Source organism: Amaricoccus sp. B4, assembly GCF_043226085.1.
Taxonomy (GTDB): Bacteria; Pseudomonadota; Alphaproteobacteria; order Rhodobacterales; family Rhodobacteraceae; genus Amaricoccus.
On the sequence record NZ_CP171225.1, the window covers coordinates 550,124 to 568,818 of the forward strand.

General features: G+C 67.5%; 17 protein-coding genes and 1 pseudogene. 4 read left to right on the top strand and 14 right to left on the bottom strand.

Annotated features, from left to right (window positions below):
• Positions 1–130 precede the first annotated feature (130 nt).
• From ACF66B_RS02670 to hutI, 9 genes and pseudogenes are all read right to left on the bottom strand, one after another.
• Positions 131–478, bottom strand: a complete 348-nt coding sequence (locus ACF66B_RS02670) for a hypothetical protein (protein WP_111428378.1) — start codon at positions 476–478, stop codon at positions 131–133.
• 143 nt (positions 479–621) lie between these two features.
• Entirely contained in the window at positions 622–1,626 is a 1,005-nt protein-coding gene (gene dusA / locus ACF66B_RS02675; RefSeq protein ID WP_392663943.1) for a tRNA dihydrouridine(20/20a) synthase DusA, read from the bottom strand.
• 329 nt (positions 1,627–1,955) lie between these two features.
• A pseudogene (locus ACF66B_RS02680) lies at positions 1,956–2,054 on the bottom strand (IS5/IS1182 family transposase); the annotation flags it as partial.
• A gap of 47 nt (positions 2,055–2,101) precedes the next feature.
• Positions 2,102–4,012, bottom strand: coding sequence for a methyl-accepting chemotaxis protein (locus ACF66B_RS02685; protein WP_111428377.1), 1,911 nt, complete (start codon positions 4,010–4,012; stop codon positions 2,102–2,104).
• Between the two features lie 20 nt (positions 4,013–4,032).
• Complete coding sequence (locus ACF66B_RS02690) at positions 4,033–4,377, bottom strand: hypothetical protein (RefSeq protein ID WP_162683139.1); 345 nt, start codon at positions 4,375–4,377, stop codon at positions 4,033–4,035.
• A gap of 244 nt (positions 4,378–4,621) precedes the next feature.
• Positions 4,622–5,623 carry a formimidoylglutamase gene (gene hutG / locus ACF66B_RS02695; RefSeq protein ID WP_111428375.1) on the bottom strand — a complete coding sequence of 334 codons (1,002 nt, stop codon included), beginning with the start codon at positions 5,621–5,623 and terminating at the stop codon, positions 4,622–4,624.
• Between the two features lie 18 nt (positions 5,624–5,641).
• A complete protein-coding gene (gene hutU, locus ACF66B_RS02700; RefSeq protein ID WP_111428374.1) occupies positions 5,642–7,315 on the bottom strand; it encodes a urocanate hydratase in 1,674 nt (557 codons plus the stop codon).
• An 89-nt stretch (positions 7,316–7,404) separates the two neighbouring features.
• Positions 7,405–8,946: a histidine ammonia-lyase gene (gene hutH, locus ACF66B_RS02705; protein WP_111428373.1), complete on the bottom strand. Its 1,542-nt coding sequence runs from the start codon at positions 8,944–8,946 to the stop codon at positions 7,405–7,407.
• The gene (hutI, locus tag ACF66B_RS02710) at positions 8,939–10,141 is read right to left on the bottom strand and encodes an imidazolonepropionase (RefSeq protein ID WP_111428372.1); all 1,203 of its coding nucleotides are present in this window, start codon (positions 10,139–10,141) and stop codon (positions 8,939–8,941) included. The genes hutH and hutI overlap by 8 nt, the downstream gene beginning before the upstream one ends.
• A gap of 167 nt (positions 10,142–10,308) precedes the next feature.
• Between hutI and ACF66B_RS02715 the strand changes: the two genes are divergently transcribed.
• A complete protein-coding gene (locus ACF66B_RS02715; protein WP_392663949.1) occupies positions 10,309–11,022 on the top strand; it encodes a GntR family transcriptional regulator in 714 nt (237 codons plus the stop codon).
• Positions 11,023–11,038: 16 nt separating this feature from the next.
• On the opposite strand, the gene ACF66B_RS02720 is transcribed toward ACF66B_RS02715, so the two are convergent.
• A complete protein-coding gene (locus ACF66B_RS02720) occupies positions 11,039–12,169 on the bottom strand; it encodes a pyridoxal-phosphate dependent enzyme (RefSeq protein WP_111428370.1) in 1,131 nt (376 codons plus the stop codon).
• 26 nt (positions 12,170–12,195) lie between these two features.
• The gene (locus ACF66B_RS02725; RefSeq protein WP_111428369.1) at positions 12,196–12,606 is read right to left on the bottom strand and encodes a Rid family hydrolase; all 411 of its coding nucleotides are present in this window, start codon (positions 12,604–12,606) and stop codon (positions 12,196–12,198) included.
• A 98-nt stretch (positions 12,607–12,704) separates the two neighbouring features.
• Between ACF66B_RS02725 and ACF66B_RS02730 the strand changes: the two genes are divergently transcribed.
• A complete protein-coding gene (locus ACF66B_RS02730; RefSeq protein ID WP_111428368.1) occupies positions 12,705–13,340 on the top strand; it encodes a PAS domain-containing protein in 636 nt (211 codons plus the stop codon).
• Between the two features lie 51 nt (positions 13,341–13,391).
• Here the strand turns inward: ACF66B_RS02730 and ACF66B_RS02735 are convergent, their stop codons facing one another.
• On the bottom strand, positions 13,392–14,765 hold the full coding sequence (locus ACF66B_RS02735; RefSeq protein WP_111428367.1) for an aminotransferase class III-fold pyridoxal phosphate-dependent enzyme: 1,374 nt from the start codon (positions 14,763–14,765) through the stop codon (positions 13,392–13,394).
• Positions 14,766–14,916: 151 nt separating this feature from the next.
• Here ACF66B_RS02735 and ACF66B_RS02740 point away from each other — a divergent pair, with 151 nt between their 5' ends.
• Complete coding sequence (locus tag ACF66B_RS02740) at positions 14,917–15,465, top strand: cupin domain-containing protein (RefSeq protein WP_111428366.1); 549 nt, start codon at positions 14,917–14,919, stop codon at positions 15,463–15,465.
• 39 nt (positions 15,466–15,504) lie between these two features.
• On the opposite strand, the gene ald is transcribed toward ACF66B_RS02740, so the two are convergent.
• Positions 15,505–16,620, bottom strand: coding sequence for an alanine dehydrogenase (gene ald / locus ACF66B_RS02745; RefSeq protein WP_111428919.1), 1,116 nt, complete (start codon positions 16,618–16,620; stop codon positions 15,505–15,507).
• A gap of 146 nt (positions 16,621–16,766) precedes the next feature.
• On the opposite strand from ald, the gene ACF66B_RS02750 reads away from it, so the two are divergent.
• Positions 16,767–17,225, top strand: coding sequence for an Lrp/AsnC family transcriptional regulator (locus tag ACF66B_RS02750; protein WP_111428918.1), 459 nt, complete (start codon positions 16,767–16,769; stop codon positions 17,223–17,225).
• A gap of 20 nt (positions 17,226–17,245) precedes the next feature.
• Here the strand turns inward: ACF66B_RS02750 and ACF66B_RS02755 are convergent, their stop codons facing one another.
• Complete coding sequence (locus ACF66B_RS02755; protein ID WP_111428365.1) at positions 17,246–18,676, bottom strand: PLP-dependent aminotransferase family protein; 1,431 nt, start codon at positions 18,674–18,676, stop codon at positions 17,246–17,248.
• Positions 18,677–18,695 lie beyond the last annotated feature (19 nt).

The following is an 18,695-nucleotide window of genomic DNA, read 5'->3' on the forward strand; positions in this document are numbered from 1 at the left end:
TGTTTTGGGTCGCGCCTTTCCTCCCAGGAAGCGGAACCGTGGCACAAAGCGGCGGTGGAGGAAATAGGCCTTTCGGACAGTACCGAGGGACTCGGGGCCCGGGCCGCGACCCGGACCGGAGGGTTGTCAGTTACTTGCGGAACGGACCGTCATCGGTGCCGAGAAGGGCGCGCAGCCGCTGGTGGAGGCTTCTGACGCCGCTTTCGCCCTTCTCCGACTCGGATTGCGGCCGAACGACGTGATCGGAATAGGCGATCCAAGTGCAGAGGACGATGACGCCGGCGAAGGGAAATTCGAGAAAGACCGGCACGCCCAGGAAGAGAAGCGCGAGCGCCGGGCCGGCAATACGGCGGATGTCGGCTGCAATGACCGCGTCGTAGCGGCGGTTGACGATGCGCGCGACGGTCGCGGTGGCGACCGGCCAGAGCAGCGCGAGGCCAAGATATGTCTGAACGAGCGCGGTGAGGGCGTCCTTCATGGCATTCTCCCAAAGTCGGGCGGCCTCCCGACCACCGCAAGGACCCGGCAGCGAAAATGCGCGCCGGACTGTTGCGGGGGACCGTGCATGAACATGGTTTAGCGGATCTTAAGAACGGGGCCTGATCCGAGGCAGCGTGCGCCTCAGGCTGCTTCGGAAATGCGGCCCAGGGCGGCCTCGACGAGTTCCGGCCCCGCCCCCGGACGGTGCGCCCCTTCCGAGAGCACACGGCGCCAGGCGCGCGCGCCCGGGCGCCCGGCAAAGGCGCCGAGCATGTGGCGGGTGATCTGGTTGACCGGCGTGCCGCGCGCGCATTCCGCCTCGATGTAGGGGAGCATCGCCCGCACCGCAGCTTCGGCCGGAACATCCGGTGTGCGCGCGCCGAAGATGAGCCGGTCCGCCGCACCGAGCAGCGCCGGCCCGTGATAGGCCGCGCGGCCCAGCATCACGCCGTCGAGCCCTGCGGCAAGGTGCTCCGCCGCGGTGGCGAGATCGGGCACGCCGCCATTGAGCACGATCGTGAGCTCGGGAAAGCGCGCCTTCATCCGGTGGACGAGGCCATAGTCGAGCGGCGGGATGTCGCGGTTCTCCTTCGGGCTCAGGCCCTGAAGCCAGGCCTTGCGGGCATGGACGATCACCGTCGCCACCCCTGCCCCGGCCATCCGCGCGAGGAACTCCGGCAAGACCGTCTCCGGATCCTGATCGTCGACACCGATCCGGCACTTGATGGTGACCGGCACGGGGCCTGCCGCCTCGATCATCGCCCGGGCGCAATCGGCGACGAGGCCCGGCTCGCGCATCAGCGCCGCCCCGAAGCAGCCCGACTGCACCCGCTCCGAAGGGCAGCCGACGTTGAGATTGATCTCGTCATAGCCTTCCGCCACGCCGATCCGCGTGGCCGCCGCGAGCTCGTCCGGGTCCGATCCGCCGAGCTGAAGCGCCACCGGATGCTCCGCCGGATCGAAGCCGAGAAGCCGCGCGCGGTCGCCATGGAGCACCGCCCCGGTGGTGACCATTTCGGTGTAGAGCAGCGCCCGGGCCGAAAACAGCCGGTGGAAATAGCGGCAATGCCGGTCGGTCCAGTCCATCATAGGGGCGACGGACAGACGATATGCCGCTTCACTACTGTTTTTGTTTGTCTTGTTCACTTTTGGCTCCGGCCTTCCGCGTCGCGCAATCTCGAAGATCTGCCGCGTTTTCCGGCGGTTTTCCCAAGTTTTCGGATAGGTGATGCCACGGCGTAGCACAACTGTCGACCAGCCGACACGCCGCGCACCTGCCCCTTCGCGGCTTCTTGAAGACCGTTCCCCACGGAAATTCTCCCCGGGCGGATACGCTTTGACCGATCGCCATTCCGACCTCAATCAGGAACGCCGAAAGGACGTATCTCTATGCGCGGTCAATTGGAACCCAGGGGTCGCATGGCGCCTGGACCACAGACCGGGGCAGGCCCTCATCGTCGGCGGCGTCGAAATTACACCAACCGGCCCTGGACCCGCGGCTTGCCGTAAAAGTTGGGACATATGGGGGCAAGACGCGCCTTCTGCGCGTCCGTCAGCGAGAAAAGATCAGACATGTTCACCGCCCGGTTTTCGAACCGTGCATCATGCTGGAAAGCCGCAATCAGTGGGTTCGGACCGCAAGTCTCCGGCCGGATTTCCCGTGGGCGTTGGCACTGGTCCGTCCGTTCCGCGCTGCAGCGCTTTCACCGATATTGAAACGGCTTATCGAGTCCTTCAGCCCGTCTGCTTCGCCCGAGAGCACGGTGCTTGTCGCGGTGACCTCTTCAGACGATGCGGCCTGTTTCTGGACGTTCCGGTCGATCTGGGCGATCGAACTGTTGATATCCGAAACGCCGCTCACCTGTTCCGAGATTGCTTGCGCCACTTCTTCAATACGGCCCGACACACCGCTCACACTCTCAGCGATCGCCTGCAAAGCGAGTTCTGCGTCCTTGACCTTTGCAACCCCGTCCGACACCGCAGTGTCACTGCGTGCGATGACATGGGCGATCTCCTTTGCCGCGTCCGAGGATCGTTGCGCCAGTTGACGCACTTCCGATGCAACAACCGAGAAGCCGCGACCGGCCTCCCCAGCGCGCGCCGCCTCGATCCCGGCATTGAGAGCAAGCAAGTTGATCTGGAACGAGATGTCATTGATAACGCTGACAACCTGGGAGATCTCGGACGAGGCGGAAATGATCCTGCTCATGGCCTCGCCAGCTTCTTCCGCGACCGTTATTCCCTCTTGCGCGGACGTATTTGCAAGCTGCGCGTTACTGGATGCTTCGGAAATGTTCTGATCGACCTGTCTGATGCTGGCGGAAAGCTCTTCGAGCGCCGCCGAAGTTTCCTGAAGGGAAGCGGCATTCTGTTCAGCCTGCCGCGATAGGACATCCGATGTTTCCCGCAGTTCCGCCGAGGAAAACGCAAGGCTATCCACGCTCCCGGCAACACCTCCGATAAGATCCTTCAGCGACAGGAGCATCGCGTTTACATTGTCCTGAAGCTCCTTGAAGGCGCCACTGAACTCGCCGCGCATGCCTTCGGACAGATCGCCCCCCGCAATCTTGGCCAAGGTCTTGCCCGCCTCACCCAGTCCACCATCAACCGAATCCAGCAACTCGTTGACATTGCGGGCAAGCGTCAACAGGATTTCATCGTCAAATTCAGCCTCCACTCTCGCAGAGAAGTTGCCGCTCTTGGCCTGGCTGACAACGGTGCCGATCGAAGCCCCGAGACTGTTCATGATTTGAGCGCGCTCGATCTCCGCCTCTTTGGCCTGTTTCTCACGCTCGGCATTCGCGTGCTCGACCTCTCGCTGCGCAGCCTCTGCCTCCTTCTGCGCGGCCTCGGCCGCGAGCTTCGATTGTTCCGCTTTTTCCTTCGCGGCTTCAGTCTCCAGCAAACCCTCTTCTGCGGATTTCTTGGCCGCGTCACTTCTCGCGATCGCGGAGGCGGAAGATGTCAGCAGATTGTGGAAACTGATCGAGAGTGTGAGGCTCACTCCTGCGGTAATCACTGCCAGGACACAGTGAATCAGGAAGTGTGGCAGCGCGAACTGGACATCCGGCCAGATGAATGTCGGGACGAGCAGGCTAAACAGTAGATGGTGAAAAAAAACGACAATTGTTGTATACAATATTGTCGCCGGGCACACGAAACTGACAAGAGCGCCCATGATGATAAAAAACACCATATGCGCGTCGAGTATGAATTGGCCCTGTGCGACAGGCGTGACCGCGTAGACCAACATCATCCAGTGCGCAAGAATGCACGTGGCGATCATCAACCTTGATCGAAGGCCTTCGGGATGTCCTCGGGATGCAAGCTGCGTCACCCCGGCAAAAGCTGCGCAAAGAACGGCGACCACTTGCCAGTTTGAGCCGCAGAGGAAAGAGATCAGAGAAACCGCAGCGGCCGATGCCCACAGGAACATGACAAAGGAATGCGCCGATTTGCGACGCACCGCTTCAACTGCCGCGACTTCCTCGCTCGGGAAGAGTTTTGCAAAAAGCGTAGACAACAGAGCCATGATCTTTGCTTTCTTGACACCTATTTCGCACCGCAGAGCGCTGCAGTTTTGGCATTGAGAACGAACAACGCGCCTGCCTGGTGAGCACGCGATATTGTTGCGTGATCCTCCAGAAAGACGGACACGACAAAGGCCGCCGGGCCGATGTCGATCAACGGAGCATTGATCGACAAAGCCGCGTCCATAACCTTGTGACGATCCCAGTTTGGCGGGAAGATCAGCAGACCGGGTTCGCCTGGCTGTCCCACTGCGGATGAGAGCAGAAGCACTCCAAAGGCCATGAATGCGGTCAGCGCCATGGCGGCTGGCCACAGTATTTGCCGCATGAGGTTAGCTGCGGATGGAATCGGCGCGACTTCGTTCATCGCGGAAGTCTATGTCGGCGATGCCCTAATTATTCTTGAATGAGGCTGTTCCGTTTCTCGTCCATTGCAACGGAACTGTGGGTCGGCAGCAAGGGTTGCCACGCTGCCTGTACAGCATGATGTCAGGGAAAGGACTTCGGTAACGCTCCGGTGAACCTTCCGCGCCGGAGGCTGTCAATACGATGGATCAGGCCCTGTTGTCCGCCTCATGTCGCGCCCCGGCACAAGCGATGGCGCCGCTGGCCTATCCCTCCCTGTGTGCTTTTCCGGTGAGAGCGTCCGGGGCACTCAGGCGCAACGCGAGGCGGGCGGCGAGACGCGCCGCGAGGCGGGCGGTGCGGCCGTCGATGTCGTGGCGCGGGTTCATCTCGGCGAGATCGGCGAGGCGCAGCTTGCCGGTCGCGGCAAGGGTGTCGATCGCGAGCTCCAGCAGGAATGGCTCGACCCCGCGCGCGGCGGGGGCGCTCACCCCCGGTGCGGCGGCAGCCGCGAGCACGTCGAGATCGATGGTGAGATAGAGGTGATCGACGCTGCCGGCAAACTGCCGGAGGCGTGCCGTCATCGCCGCCTCGCCGCCCGGGACCATCGCCTCGTCCGGCAGGATCTCGACGCCAAGATCCTCCGCCCGGCGGAAGAGGCTCCGGGTGTTGGCAAAGGCACTCACCCCGAGGCAGGCATAGCGGAAGGGCCAGCCCCGCGCAGCGCAGAGCTCGGCGGCCTGTCGGAAGGGTGTGCCGGAACTCGGGCGCGGGTCGGCGCGGAGATCGAGATGCGCATCGAGATTGACGACGCCGATCCGGGGCGCGGGCCCTCCCCCGGAGAGATGGTCGCAAAGCCCTGAGAAGCTTGCAAACGCGATCTCGTGCCCGCCCCCGAGCGCGATCGGTGTCGCCCCCGACGCCAGCACCTGCGCCAGCGCGCCGGAGAGCTGCGCCTGTGCCGCTTCCAGCGCATCGCCGTCGCAGGTCACATCGCCGAGATCGCGGAGCGCGAGGCCAGGCCAGGCGGGGAGGTTCGCGAGCATGTCCCGGATCGCGGCCGGCCCGTCGGCCGCCCCCGGCCGGCCGCCGTTGCGCCGCACGCCCGCGTCGGATGCAAAGCCGAGCAGCGCGATCTCGCCCGCCTGGGCCGGGCCGCCGAGCGCGACGATCTCGTGCCACCGCCGCCCCTCCGGCCCTTCGGAGACATCCGACCGGCCGCTCCAGGCCGCGGGGGGCCGCAATCCGGGGGTCACGCCCTGCTCCATGTCGCCCGCCTCCTGTCGTCAGCGCTCGCCGAGAATGGCGGGCAGATCCAGCCGGTTTTCCCGCGCGCACGCGAGCGCGATGTCGTAGCCCGCATCGGCGTGGCGCATCACGCCGGTCGCCGGGTCGTTCCAGAGCACGCGGGCGATGCGGGCGTCGGCTTCGGCGCTGCCGTCGCAGCAGATTACCATGCCCGAATGCTGCGAGAAGCCCATTCCCACACCGCCGCCGTGGTGGAGGCTGACCCAGGTCGCGCCCGATGCGGTGTTGAGAAGCGCGTTCAGGAGCGGCCAGTCGGAGACGGCGTCGCTGCCGTCGCGCATCGCCTCGGTCTCGCGGTTGGGGCTGGCGACGCTGCCGCTGTCGAGATGATCGCGGCCGATGACGATCGGGGCCTTCAGCTCGCCGGTGCGGACCATCTCGTTGAAGGCGAGGCCGAGCTTGTCGCGCAGCCCGAGGCCCACCCAGCAGATCCGCGCCGGCAGCCCCTGGAAGCTGATGCGTTCGCGCGCCATGTCGAGCCAGTTGTGCAGGTGCGGATCGTCGATCAGTTCCTTCACCTTGGCATCGGTCCTGTAGATATCCTCCGGATCGCCCGACAGCGCAACCCAGCGGAACGGGCCGATGCCGCGGCAGAACAGCGGACGGATATAGGCGGGCACGAAACCGGGGAAGGCAAAGGCGTTTTCCAGCCCCTCTTCCTTGGCCACCTGACGGATATTGTTGCCGTAATCCAGCGTGGGGATGCCCGCGTTCCAGAAATCGACCATCGCGGCGACATGGATCTTCATGCTGGCGCGCGCAGCCGTCTCGACCGCCTTCGGATCGCTCTCCTGCCGGGCGCGCCATTCCGCGACGCTCCAGCCCTGCGGCAGATAGCCGTGGATCGGATCGTGGGCACTGGTCTGGTCGGTGACGATATCGGGGCGGACGCCGCGCCGGACCAGCTCGGGATAGACATCCGCCGCATTGCCGATCAGCGCCACGGATTTCGCCTCGCCCGCCGTGGTCCAGCGGTCGATCATCGCCAGAGATTCGTCGAGATCATGTGTCTTCTCGTCGACATAGCGGGTGCGCAGCCGGAAATCGGCGCGCGTCTCGTCGCATTCCACCGCCAGGCAGCAGGCCCCGGCCATCACCGCGGCCAATGGCTGTGCGCCGCCCATGCCGCCAAGGCCCGCCGTCAGGATCCACTTGCCGGTCAGCTCGCCGCCATAGTGCTGGCGCCCGGCCTCGACGAAGGTTTCGTAGGTGCCCTGCACGATGCCCTGGCTGCCGATGTAGATCCACGAGCCGGCGGTCATCTGGCCGTACATCGCGAGCCCCTTGCGGTCGAGCTCGTTGAAGTGATCCCAGGTCGCCCAATGCGGCACGAGGTTGGAATTGGCGATGAGCACGCGCGGCGCGTCCTTGTGGGTCCGGAACACGCCCACGGGCTTGCCCGACTGAACCAGCAGGGTCTGGTAATCTTCCAGCCTGCGCAGGCTCTCGACGATCAGGTCGAAATCCTTCCAGGTCCGCGCCGCCCGGCCGATGCCGCCATAGACCACGAGATCATGCGGGTTCTCGGCGACATCCGGGTGGAGGTTGTTCATCAGCATCCGGAGCGGCGCCTCGGTGAGCCAGCTCTTCGCCGAGATCTCCGTGCCGGTGGCGGGGAAGATGTCGCGGATGTTGTGTCGGGGCGAGTTCATCGGATCAGGCCTTCGGTTCGGCGGGCGCGTGCCGCGGGGTGGATCGGACGGGATATGGGGGGGGGAGGCCGGTGCGGCCGGGCGCAGCGTCAAGGCGCGACGCCCGCGAGGAGCCGGGCGGGAACCGCAGCGGTGAGCGCCCCCGAGCGGACCAGCTCCGCGGCCGCGGCCAGATCGGGCGCGAGGTAGCGGTCCTGTTCGAGCGGCGGAATGGTGGCGCGCATCCGGTCGATCACCGCCTGCAATGGCCCGGAGGTGCGCAGGGGCGCGCGGAACTCGACGCCTGCGGCGGCGCAGAGGGCCTCGATGCCGAGGATCTGCGAGAGGTTCGCATTCATCCGCCGGAGCCGCCGGGCGCCGTGGGCGGCCATGCTCACATGATCCTCCTGATTGGCGCTGGTGGGCGTCGAGTCGGTCGAGCATGGCGTCGCGAGATGCTTGTTCTCACTCATGAGCGCGGCACTCGTCACCTCGGCGATCATCAGGCCGCTGTTGAGCCCCGGGTCGCGCGTGAGGAAGGGCGGCAGATCGTGGTTCAGCGCCGGGTCCACCATGAGTGCAACGCGGCGCTGCGCGATCGCGCCCATCTCGGCGATGGCGAGCGCGATCTGGTCGGCGGCGAAGGCCACCGGCTCGGCATGGAAATTGCCGCCGGAGACGATGCGATCCGCGGCCGTGAGCACGAGCGGATTGTCGGTCGCGGCATTGGCCTCGATCTCGAGCGTGCGCGCGCTCTGCCAGAGGAGGTCGATGCAGGCGCCGGTCACCTGCGGCTGGCAGCGGATGCAATAGGGATCCTGCACCCTCGGATCGCCGGCGCGATGGCTCTCGCGGATCTCGCTCCCCGCCATCAGGTCGCGGATCACCGCCGCCGCGAGGATCTGGCCGCGATGGCCGCGGAGGCTGTGGATCTCCTCGAGGAAGGGCGCGGTCGAGCCCATGATCGCATCGGTCGAGAGCGCGGAGGTCACCAGCGCCGCGCGGGCGGAGGCAAAGGCCTCGAAGAGCCCGGCGAGCGCAAAGGCGGTCGAGACCTGCGTTCCGTTGATGAGCGCGAGCCCCTCCTTGGCGGAGAGCACCACCGGGGTGAGATCCGCCGCTGCGAGCGCGGCGGCCCCGGCCATCTCGCGGCCCTCGAAGGTCGCCCGCCCCTCGCCGATCATGACCGCGGCCATGTGCGCAAGCGGCGCGAGATCGCCGGAGGCTCCGACCGAGCCCTGCGCGGGGATGACCGGCAGCACGCCTTTGGCGAGCATCGCCTCGAGCAGTGCGATCACCTCGGGCCGAACCCCCGAGGCGCCGCGCCCGAGCGAGAGGAGCTTCAGCACCAGGACAAGGCGCACCGTTTCCGGCTCGACCGGCTCGCCCACGCCGCAGCAGTGCGAGAGGACGAGGTTGCGCTGGAGCGTCGCGGTATCTTCGGGGCGGATCTTGATGGAGGCGAGCTTCCCGAAGCCGGTATTGACACCATAGACGGGCTCCGCGCCGCTCGCCGCGGCCGCGATCCGCGCCGCCGACATCGCGATCAGCGGCCGCGCCGTTTCGGCGAGCCGTGCCGGCAGGCCTTCGCGCCAGATGCGCTCGAGTTCCGCGAGCCGCGTTTCTCCGGGGATGAGGACGAGGTCAGACAAGGGTGCCTCCGACGATGCGGGCGTGAAGCGGATTGAAGCCGATGCGGTAGGACAGCTCGGCCGGATCGGTGATGTCCCAGATGGCGAGATCGGCGCGGAAGCCCGGCGCGATCAGGCCCCGGCCCTCGAGGCCAAGGGCGCGGGCGGCATGAACGGTCACCCCTGCCAGACATTCCGCGGGCGTCATGCGGAAGAGCGTCGCGCCCATGTTCATCGTGAGCAGCAGCGAGGTGACGGGCGAGGTGCCGGGGTTGCAGTCGGTTGCGAGCGCCATCGGCACCCCGGCTGCACGAAGCGCGGCAACCGGCGGCAGCTGCGTTTCCCGGAGCGTGTAGAAGGCGCCCGGCAGCAGGACGGCGACCGTCCCCGCGACGGCCATTGCCGCGATCCCGTCCGCTCCGAGATACTCGAGATGGTCGACCGAGAGCGCGCCGTGCCGCGCCGCCATCGCGGCGCCGCCGAGATCGGAGAGCTGCTCGGCATGAAGCTTCACCGGCAGGCCGAGCCCGGCGGCATGCTCGAAGATCCGGGCCATTTCCTCGGGCGAGAAGGCGATGCCTTCGCAGAAGCCGTCCACCGCGTCGATCAGCCCTTCGGCATTGGCGCGCGCCATGCCCGCGATCACCACGTCGCGGATGTAGCCCGCACGATCCTCGCGGCGTTCGGGCGGCAACGCATGCGCCGCGAGCCAGGTCGTGCGCACGCTCACGGGCCGCACCCTGCCGATCCGGCGGGCAACCCGCAGCATCTTGAGCTCGCTCTCGATGTCGAGCCCATAGCCCGACTTGATTTCGAGGGTCGTGACACCTTCGGCCAGCAGGGTGTCGACCCGGCGCAGGGCCGCCGCCAGCAGCTCCTCTTCCGACGCCGCACGGGTCTCGCGCACGGTGGAGAGGATGCCGCCGCCAGCCCGGGCGATCTCTTCGTAGCTGGCGCCTTCGAGCCGCATCTCGAATTCCCGCGCGCGATTGCCGCCGAAGACCACGTGGGTGTGGCAATCGATCAGACCCGGCGTCACCACCCGGCCGTCGAGATCGCGGCGGGGGGCGCCGGCGAAGGGTTCCGGCAGATCCTCCGCATCGCCCGTCCAGACGATCCGCCCCTCCCCGATCGCGATCATCGCGGGCGCGGAAAGGCGCCACCGGCCCGACGGCGCATCGAATTCCGCGATTCTGGCATTCTCGAGAAGATGCATGTGCCCCCATGGGTCCGCATATCTGATGCGCTTTTATGTATAAACATATTTATCGTATATGTCTAAATCTAATTGACGTCAATCGCGCTCTGTCGGAAGGAAGGGGGAGGCCTGCGAAAGGCGCTTTGCGGGCCTCTGGCAGCCATGATCCGAATGCAGGAGACCACGTGACCGAACGAGCCCCCGGCCCGACCACACCCAAGGCACAGCTCATTGCCGAGGACGTGCGCCGCCGCATCCTCGATCGCGAATGGCGGCAGGGTGATCGGATTCCGGACGAAGCCGAGCTTGCGGTGACTTTCGGCGCGGCCCGCGCCACCGTGAACAAGGCGCTCCAGCTTCTTGCCGACGAGGGTCTTCTCGAGCGCCGCCGCCGGGCCGGCACGCGGGTTGCCGTCGATCCGGCGCGAAAGGCCACCTTCACCATCCCGGTCGTACGCGAACAGATCGAGCAGCAAGGCATGGCCTACGCCTACCGGGTGTTCGGGCTCAGCCAGGGCTTCGCCCCGGAGGCGGTGGCGGAGCGGACCGGTGTTGCCGCGGACATGCCGCTCCTCCACCTCCAGGCCGTACATTATGGCGACGGGACACCGTTCCAGTTCGAGGACCGATGGCTCAACCCGCGGGCGGTCCCGGGCATGGAGGCGGTTGATTTCCGCCAGGTGAATGCCAATGAATGGCTGGTGCGAAACGCACCCTACCTGCGTGCCGACATGGCGTTCTCGGCCGAGAGTGCCGATGTGCGGGATGCGCAGCTGCTGGAGATCGCCGCGGGCACGGCGCTCCTGATCCTGCACCGCACAACCTGGAACGATGCCGGGCTCATCACCTCGGTACGGATCGCCTGTCGCCCGGGGCACGTCATCCGGGCAACACCGTGACGGCGGCGGCCGGCCTTCAGCCCGCGAATTCCGCCGTCATGAAGGCCGTCGCCTTGAGGCCGCTGCCCGTCAGCAGCACCACGGTCCGTTCATCCGGTCCGATCCTGTTCTCGGCGATCAGCCGCTCCGCCGCCGCGGCGGCAAGTGCCGAGGTGGGCTCGGCATAGAGCCCGCGCGCCGCAAGATCGCGCACCGCCTGCACGATCCCCGCCTCCGGCACCGCGATGGTCCCGCCGCCCGAGCGCCGGAGCGCGTCCAGCACCGGCCCGAGACGGACAGGCGCCCGGATCGAGGCCCCTTCGGCAATGGTCGGCTGCGGCGTGATCGCTACGGGCGTGGTGCCGCCCGCCGTGAAAGCCGCATGGATCGGCGCGCAGTTTTCCGGCTGGGCGCAGAAGATCCGCGGCAGCCGCGCGATCCGGCCCGCCCGAAGAAGCTCCGAAAATCCCAGATCGCAGCCGAGCACATTGCTCCCCGCTCCGACCGGAATGACGATGTTGTCGGGCGCCGCGAAATCGTGCTCCTCCCAGAGTTCGTAGGCCAGCAGCTTCGTGCCCTGCAGGAAGAAGGCCTGCCAGTTGTGGCTGGCATAGAAGGTCTCTTCCGACTGCCGGATCGCCTCGGCCTCGCTTGCATCGCGCGGGCCGGGCACGAGCTGGACCTCCGCGCCGAAGGCGCGCATCTGTGCAATCTTCGCCGGCTGCGTCGTTGCGGGCGTGAGGATCCGCACGCGAACCCCCGCCGCCGCTCCATAGGCCGCGATCGCCGCCCCGCCATTGCCGGAGCTGTCCTCGAGGATGGCGGGCACGCCCATCGCCCGGAGATAGGAGAGCATCACCGCGGCGCCGCGGTCCTTGAAGCTGCCGGTCGGGTTGAACCACTCGAGCTTGAAGGCGACCGAACCGCCGCCGAGCCGCCCGGGGACGAGCGGTGTCATGCCCTCGCCCAGGCTCACGGGCGCCGCGATCTCCAGTGGCAGCGCCGCGGCATAGCGCCAGATCGAGCGCAGGTCGCGCCGGATTGCCTCGGGGCCGATCCCCGGGCCCGGCGGGATCGAAAGCGGCCCGCCGCTGGTCGGCGAGCGCCAGAGCGGCCGGTCGAGCGGAAAACATGCGCCATCGGCGGGATCGAGATAGGTGGCGGTCATCGGCGGATCCTCAGGGTTGCGGGCGTTCACCGGGCGGCAGGGCGGCGGACCGCGACCAGCTCCATTTCGACGGCGAACCCGTGATGGAGGCAGGGCACCGGCACCACCGCGCGCGCCGGGCGGTGCGCGCCAAAATGCGCGGCGAAGATCCGGTTGAAGGCGCCCCATTGGGCGATGTCGGCGATGTAGACGGTGGCCTTCACCACGTGGGCGAGATCGCTTCCCGCCGCATCGAGGATGGCGGCGGCGCTCCGGAGCACGCATTCGGCCTGCAGCTCGAAGGGCAGTGTGGCATCGGGCGCACCACCCGGCTCGACGGGCAGAAGCCCGGAGACGAAGACGAGATCGCCCGCAACCGCGGCCTGGGAATAATGCCCGCCCGGCGCGGCGGCGGCGGGGGTCTCGATGAGTTCGATGGATGCGGGTCCGGCGGACATTCGGCTGAGCCTTTCTGATCGGGGCTTGCGCGGCGCGCGCAGGCCGTGGCACAGATCTGTCAGGAACTGACAGTTTCCATTAGTCAGGATTGGACATTATGTCAACACTCTCCGAGCATGACCTCCTGCTCCGCGAGGCGGCGAAGATCGTGGAGGCGCTGGCCGGGACTTTCGCGCCGCTCTGCGAGGTGGTGCTGCACGATCTCCGCGATCCCGACCACGCCATCGCCCGGATCGAGAACAATCTCTCGGGCCGGAGCGCGGGCGAGCCCGCGACCGAGCTTGGCCTCGCCCGCATCGCCGACCCGGATTTCCCCGACATGCTCGTGGGCTACCCCAACCGCTTTCCGGACGGCCGCGCGGTCAAGAGCACGTCGATCGGCATCCGGGATTCCTCCGGCGCGTTCGTCGCGGCGATCTGCCTCAACGTCGATATCTCCTATCTCCGCTCGATGTCGGCCTATCTCGAAGAATTCACCGGCACACGGCCGGTCGAGGCTCCGGTGGAAACCCTCGCCCCCGCCCCCTCCGGCCCGCCGCTCGAGGATGTGATCCAGCGCTATGCCAGTCAGCGCAACAAGGAGCCCCGCGCGCTCTCGAGCATCGAGAAACGCGCGCTCATTGCCGAGCTCGACGCTGGCGGATACCTGCGGATGCGCGGCGCAGCCGATACGGTGGCGCGGCTCATCGGAGGCTCACGCAGCAGCGTCTACTATTATCTGGGCAAGAGTTGAGCCGCACCCCGGCGGCACCACGCGACGCGGGCCGCCGGGGCGCGGGCCCGATCAGCCGAAGACGGCGCTCAGCGCGCCATCGACCGCATCGGTGATCCGGTCGATTTCGTCGGCAGTGGCGATCAGCGCGGGGCTGAAGCAGAGCGTGTTGTTGAACCCCGGCAGCGAGCGGTTCGTCATGCCGATGATGACGCCGCGCGCATTGGCCTCGGCGACGACCTTCTGCACCATGCCCTCGGCCATCGGCTCCCTGGTCTCGCGATCGGCCACGAGCTCGGCGCCGGCAAAGAGCCCGCGCCCGCGCACGTCGCCGATCACCGCATGGCGCTCCATCAGCGCCCTCAGGTTGGCCTCGAGCCGCTCACCCATCACCCTCGTGTTCCCGAGCAGGTTCTCCTCCTCGATGATCCGCATGTTCTCGAGCGCCGCCGCGGGCCCTGCCGCGCAGCCGCCAAAGGTCGAGATATCGCGGAAGTACGACAGCGGATCGCTGGCATCGTCCTTGAACTGCTCGAACACCGCCTCGGTCGTCACCGTGCAGGAGATCGCCGCATAGCCCGAGGCCACCCCCTTGGCCATGGTCACGAAATCCGGCTTCACGCCGTAGTTCTGGTAGCCGAACCATTCGCCGGTACGGCCGATGCCGCAGACAACCTCGTCGATGTGCAGCAGCACCTCGTATTTCCGGCAGATCTCCTGGACCTTCTCCCAGTAGCCCTCGGGCGGCGTGATGACCCCGCCCCCGGCGGTGATCGGCTCGAGGCATAGGAGGCCGACCGTGTCGGGACCCTCGCGCAGGATCACCTCCTCGATCGCCTCTGCCGCGCGCTCGCCGTAATTCTCCACATCCCACTGCTTGCGGTATTCGAGGCAATGCGGCACCGAGGCGAAGTCGCCGGGATACGGCCCGTAGAGCGCCACGCGCTCCGGCTGGCCGCAGGCGGCAAGCACGCCGATCGTGGTGCCGTGATAGTCGCGCTCGCGGAACAGGATCTTCGACTTCCGCCCGCCGTGATGCCGCGCCGAGATCTGGCGCACCATCTTGAAGACCTTCTCGTTGGCCTCGGAGCCCGAGTTCGAATAGTAGACACGCGAAAGCCCCGGCATCTTTTCGATGAGCCGCTCGGCGAAAAGCGCGCCCGGCACCGAGCCGAGGCTCTGGGCGAAGTAGTTCATCTCGACGAGCTGGTCGCGCACCGCATCGGCAATCGACTCGCGGCCGTAGCCGACGTTCACCGTCCAGACCCCGCCCGAGAGCGCATCGAGAAACTCCCGGCCCTTCTGGTCCCAGACCGTCATCCCCCGCCCGCGCACGATGATGCGCGGATCAGTGGTTTCCAGCGCCTTGTGCTGGAACATGTGGTGCCAGACATGGGCCCGATCGAGCTCTGTCACGCGATTCATGTCGTTTGTCAGCAATGTCATCGGGAACTCCTCGGGCAACCGGTCGCCACCATAGTGGCACATGATCCGGCGCCGCAAACAATCCTTTATTCGCCCTGGGCAAGCGCTTGTAAATCCAAGGTTGCGGGGCGAGTATTGGCGGATTCTGAACACCACAAAACGGGAGAGAGCCATGGAAGGCAAAGTCGGCGCCAGACTCAGATCCCTGCGCGAGGGGCGCGGGATCTCGCAACGCGAACTTGCCCGCAGGACCGGCGTTCCCAACTCGACGATCTCGCTGATCGAGAGCGGCAAGAGCAGCCCGTCGGTCGGGGCGCTGAAGCGCATCCTCGACGGGTTGCCCGTCGGGCTCGCAGAGTTCTTCGCCTACGAGCCAGAGGCGCCGCGCACCTTCTTCTTCGCTGCCGAGGATCTCAAGGAGATCGGCAAGGGCGGCATCTCCTATCTCCAGATCGGCAGCGGCTCCGAGGGCCGCACGCTCCAGATGCTGCGAGAGACCTACCAGCCTGGCGCCGATACCGGCCGCATCCCGCTCAGCCACCGCGGCGAGGAGGCCGGGATCATACTCTCCGGCCGCCTCGAGGTCTTCGTCGACGGCGAGCGGCGCATCCTCGGCCCTGGAGACGCCTATGCCTTCCAGAGCCAGCTTCCGCACCGGTTCCGCGCCGTCGGCGGCGAGCCGTGCCATGTGGTGAGCGCCTGCACGCCGTCGAGCTTCTGATCCGGCGCCCGCGAGAGGACGCGCGGCGGCCACCGCGCCTCAGGCGAGGACCGCGGCGAGCTCCACATGGTCGCGGCCCTGAGCGCGCGCCACCGGGCCGTTGGTGATCCGGCCGGCGTGGATGTTGAGCCCGTTGGCGAGGTTCGCATCTTCCCGGCAGGCCTGCTTCCAGCCCTTGTCGGCGAGCGCGAGCAGGAAGGGCTGCGTTGCGTTCCCGAGTGCGATGGTCGAGGTACGCGACACCGCGCCGGGCATGTTGGCGACGCAGTAGTGCATGATGCCATCGACCTCGTAGACCGGATCGTCATGCGTCGTGGCCTTCGAGGTCTCCGCGCACCCGCCCTGATCGATCGCCACATCGACAATGGCCGAGCCCGGCTTCATCGTGGCGAGATGGGCCCGCGTGATGATCTTCGGCGCCTCGGCCCCCGGGATCAGCACCGCGCCCACGACCATGTCGGCCCGCGCGATCAGCTCGTCCGTCGCCTGACCGGAGGCATAGCGGCAGTTGAAGAGATGGCCGAACCGCTCGTCGAGCTGGCGGAGCCGCGGCAGCGAGAGATCGAGCACGGTTACATCCGCGCCCATCCCCGCCGCGATGCGGGCCGCATTGGTGCCGACAACGCCGCCGCCGATCACAACGACCTCCGCGGGTGTCACCCCCGGCACACCGGCGAGCAACACGCCGCGCCCGCCATTGGCCTTCTGGAGCGTCCAGGCTCCCATCTGCGGCGCAAGCCGCCCGGCCACTTCCGACATCGGCGCCAGCAGCGGCAGCCCGCCGAAATTGTCCGTGACGGTTTCGTAGGCGATGCAGGTTGCGCCCGAGGCCAGCAGGTCATCGGTCTGAGCCGTGTCGGGTGCAAGGTGGAGATAGGTGAACAGCAGCTGGCCCTCGCGCAGCATGCGCCGCTCGGCCACCTGAGGCTCCTTCACCTTCACCACCATCTCCGCCCAGGCAAAGACTTCCTCGGCTGTTTCAACAATCTGCGCTCCGATCGCGAGATAGTCGGCATCCGCAAACCCCGCGCCGATACCGGCGCCGGTCTCCACCATCACCTCATGACCACGGGCGATCGCATCCCGCGCCGCGGTGGGCGTGACACCCACTCGATATTCCTGGTTCTTGATTTCCTTGGGACATCCGATACGCATGTCGTGTTCCTCCCCGATTTGCGTTCTTGTGCGCGCCAGAATATCGCAGGCGTTCCGCATTACGGGTGATTTCTGCGCCCCGGGCCCCGGCTCCCATGCAATTTCCTTGCGCTGATTGCCGGTTTCGCAAGAAAATCGTGCGCGTGGTGATTCTCGATGAAACGGACCGGCGGCTGCTGCGGGCCTTGCAGCGGAATGGCCGGATATCCAACGCCGAGCTCGGAGCAGCCGTGGCGCTCTCCCCCTCGGCCTGTCACCGCAGGGTCGCACGGCTCGAGGCCTCGGGGGCCATCGCCGCCTATGTCGCCCTTCTCGACCGCACCGTGTTCAATCGCCGTACCACAGTCTTTGTGGAGATCCGTCTCACCAGCCAGGCGGAGGCGTTGCTCGACGCCTTCGAGGCCGCGATCGCCCGGATCCCGGAGATCCTGGAGTGTCACCTCATGGCTGGCACCGCCGACTATCTCGTCAAGATCGCTGTGCGCGATGCCGAGGAATTCGCCGCGCTCCACCGCCGCCATCTCTCCCGTCTGCCCGGCGTGGCACAAATGCAGTCGAACTTTTCGCTCCGCCGGGTCCGCGAGACGACGGAGATCCCGGTCTGAGCCGCCTCGCTGAGCTCAGCTCAGCATGGCGCTCCGGGCCAGCTGGCGGCGAGACGCGCGACCGCCCTCGCGATCTGCGCCTCGTCGAGGGCCGCATAGCCCAGCCGGAACGCCTCGGGCGCCGGAGCTTCCAGCACGAAGCGCGCTCCGGGGAGCAGCGAGAGGCCCGCCGCCTGCGCCCGTGCTGCCCAGTCCTCCGCCGAGACACCGCCCTGCGCCCGGACCCAGAGCGCGAGCCCGCCCGCCGGCGCATCGACCGCGACCCGCGCCCCCAGCTCGGCCGCGAGCCCCGCAAGCAGCAGGTCGCGCCGCGCCCGGTAGACCCGCCGCGCCTTGCGGGCATGACGGCCGAGCTCGCCGTCGCGGATCAGCTCGGCCAGCGCGTTTTCGAGGGGCGCGTCGCCCTGCCTGTCGATTGCCGCGCGCACCGTCGCCATCCGGCCGAGCAGCGCGGGCGGCGCGACGGCATAGCCCACCCGGATCCCCGGCGCGAGCAGCTTCGAGAGCGACCCCACATAGACGAGCGGCTGATCGAGGGGCGCGCGCGCCGCCAGCGGCAGAACCGGCCGCCCCTCGAAACGATAGTCGTGGTCGTAATCATCCTCGATGATCATGAGCCCATGCCTTTGCGCAAGCTCCAGCAGCTGAAGCCGCCGGGCCGCGCCCATGGTCACCGTGGTCGGATACTGGTGATGGGGGGTCACATAGACCGCGCGGACCCGCAGGCCCGTATCGAGCGCCTGCGCCAGCGCCGCGGCATCGAGGCCGCCCGCGTCGATCGGAAAGCCGCGCACCACCGCTCCCGCGGCCCGGAACGCCTCCCAGGCCAATGGATAGCCTGGCTCCTCGACCGCAACGAGATCGCCCGGTGCGAGGGCGGCCCGCGCGGCGAGAAAGAGTGCCATCTGGCTGCCGCGGGTCACGAGGATCCGCCCCGGATCGGCCACCACGCCGCGGCTTACCGCGAGGTGCGCCGAAAGTGCCGCCCGCAGCCCAGCAGAGCCGCGCGCATCGCCATAGTCGCTCCCCGCCCGGAACCCGGGGGCGCACAGCGCCCGGCGGAAGGCCCGCGCCAGCGCCCGGTCGGGCATCAGCCGCGGATCCGGCGCGCCGTCAGAAAACGCGAGCGCTCCGGGCGCGGGCCCCTCAACCACCGCGCCACCCTCCACCTCGGGCTGCGGCAGCAGCACCGCCTCGGGCAGATCGCCGGCAACGAAGGTGCCACGCGAGGGGTGGGCCTCGAGCCAGCCCTGGGTCAGCAGCTCCTGATAGGCGGCATCGACCGTATTGCGGTGCACCGAGAGCGCGCGCGCCAGACGCCTGGTGCCGGGGAGCCGCGCGCCGGGTGCGAGCCGGCCCCGGGTGATGTCGCGCACGATCGCGTCCGCAATTGCCTGGAAGACCGGCCCCGGGTGGCCCGGATCGAGCTCGAGTTCCTCCGCCGTACGCATGGGCCCTCCCTGACCGGCC